This window comes from Streptomyces sp. NPDC006134, from assembly GCF_040628835.1.
Lineage (GTDB): Bacteria > Actinomycetota > Actinomycetes > Streptomycetales > Streptomycetaceae > Streptomyces.
Genome location: NZ_JBEXTV010000145.1, coordinates 1 through 2,102, shown reverse-complemented (window position 1 = coordinate 2,102; position 2,102 = coordinate 1). Strand labels below are relative to the sequence as shown.

Below are 2,102 nucleotides of genomic sequence, written 5' to 3'. Positions count from 1 at the left end.
CGGTGGTCAGGTGTGCCCGCCCCACCGCCCCCGCCGCCCGGGGGGGCTCGAGGGCGTGCCGGGCGTCGCGACGCCGCGGAGATCCGTCAGAAGCCCCCTACGCCCTGCGCAGGGGCAGGGGGGCGCCCATCACGGCGTACGGCTTGGGGGCGCTGGGGAAGATCACCTGGCGGGCGAGGTCGCGGTAGCCCAGGGAGCGGTACAGGGCGCGGGCCGGGCTCTCGGTGTCGATGGCCGACAGGATGGAGCGGGGCTCGGCGGCGCCGTCGGTGATCGTGGTGATCAGGGCGCGGCCGATGCCGCGGTTCTGGTGGTGGGGGTGGACGTGCAGCTCGGTGATGACGAAGGAGTCGTCGAGCCAGTCCTCGTGGTCCTGGGCGCGCAGGTAGGGCTCGACGACGGTGGACCACCAGTGGGCGCGGTCGTTGGGCATGCCGTAGACGAAGCCGACGAGGTCGCCCGCCGTGGTGGTCGCGCCGAGGGCGCGGGCCCCGGGGTAGGTCATGTGGCGCAGGACGATCTGGCGGCGTACGGCCACCTCGTCGGCGCCCAGACCGAAGGCGACGGCCTGGACCGCGAGGGCTTCGTCGACGTGGGCGGGGAGGTCCAGGGGGCCGATCACGAGGTCCATGGCGGGGAGCCTACCCGCGGCGCGGGGCCGTATGGGGGCGGATCCCCGGCTGGTCAGAACAGCACGCTCATGAACGCGCCGGCCTCCTGGAAGCCCACCTTCCGGTAGGTGCGGCGGGCGGGGGTGTTGAAGTCGTTCACGTACAGGCTCGCGACCGGGGCGATCTCGGTGAGCGCGTAGCGCAGGACGGCGGCCATGCCGGGGGCGGCGAGGCCCCGGCCCCGGTACTCGGGGGCCACCCACACGCCCTGGATCTGGCAGGCCCGGTCGGTCACGGCGCCGATCTCGGCCTTGAAGACGACGCGGCCGTCGGCGTCGAAGCGGGCGAAGGAGCGGCCGGAGCCGACCAGCTCGGCGACGCGGGCCTGGTAGAGCAGGCCGCCGTCGCCGGCGAGCGGGGAGACGCCGACCTCCTCGGTGAACATGGCCACGCACGCCGGCAGGATCGTGTCCATCTCGTCCTTGCGGACGCGGCGGACGTAGGGGTCGGGGGCGACGCCGGCGGGCATGCGGTCGGTGATCATGAGGGGCTGGTGGGCGCGGACCTCGCGGGCCGGGCCCCAGGAGGGTTCGAGCAGCCGCCACAGCTGGGCGGTGGGTCCGGCGGGGCCGACGATGGAGGAGCAGCGGCGGCCGGCGCGGCGGGCCCGGTCGGCGAAGGCGCGGACCGCGCGGGGGGTGGCGCAGAGGGGGACGAGGTTGGCGCCCGCGTAGCACAGGGACGTCAGCATGCCGTCCTCGTACCAGCCCCACATCTCGCCGCCGAGGCGCCACGGGTCGAGGCCGGCGACCTGCACGCGGGAGGTCACGAAGGCGTTCGCGACCGGTTCGCGGTCGAGGACGGCGAGCGCGGCGTCCAGGTCGCCCGGTTCGAGCACGCGGGAGGTGGTCTGCGTCAACACGGTGCGGGGCCTCACCTCTAAGGTCGCTGGTCTCCGCACTGTACCTGCCGTAAAACGGCGGCGCCGCCCCCAGGTCCTGCCTCGGGGACGGCGCGGGGAAGGCGGGGGTCAGCCGGCGACGGAGACCGACGGCTCGCCGGAGGCGACGCCGTCCTTCTCCATCTGTTCGGCGATCTTCATGGCCTCCTCGATGAGGGTCTCCACGATCTTGGACTCGGGGACGGTCTTGACGACCTCGCCCTTGACGAAGATCTGCCCCTTGCCGTTGCCGGAGGCCACCCCGAGGTCGGCCTCCCGGGCCTCGCCGGGCCCGTTGACCACGCAGCCCATCACCGCCACCCGCAGCGGCACCTCCATGCCGGTCAGACCGGCCGTCACCTCTTCGGCCAGCTTGTAGACATCGACCTGGGCGCGGCCGCAGGACGGGCAGGAGACGATCTCCAGGCCGCGCTGGCGCAGGCCCAGGGACTGCAGGATCTGCAGGCCGACCTTGACCTCCTCCACCGGCGGGGCCGACAGGGACACCCGGATGGTGTCGCCGATGCCCTGGGAGAGCAGCGCGCCGAAGG

The 2,102-nt window shown here is 73.9% G+C and carries 3 protein-coding genes; all 3 read right to left on the bottom strand.

Annotation, left to right across the window (positions count from 1 at the left end):
• Positions 1-97: 97 nt before the first annotated feature.
• The gene (locus tag ABZ340_RS36545; protein WP_358786208.1) at positions 98-631 is read right to left on the bottom strand and encodes a GNAT family N-acetyltransferase; all 534 of its coding nucleotides are present in this window, start codon (positions 629-631) and stop codon (positions 98-100) included.
• Positions 632-684: 53 nt separating this feature from the next.
• Positions 685-1,533, bottom strand: a complete 849-nt coding sequence (locus ABZ340_RS36540) for a GNAT family N-acetyltransferase (RefSeq protein ID WP_358786207.1) — start codon at positions 1,531-1,533, stop codon at positions 685-687.
• Positions 1,534-1,641: 108 nt separating this feature from the next.
• Positions 1,642-2,102 (bottom strand): flavodoxin-dependent (E)-4-hydroxy-3-methylbut-2-enyl-diphosphate synthase (locus ABZ340_RS36535; RefSeq protein WP_358786206.1); only part of this gene is annotated, 461 nt, incomplete at its 5' end.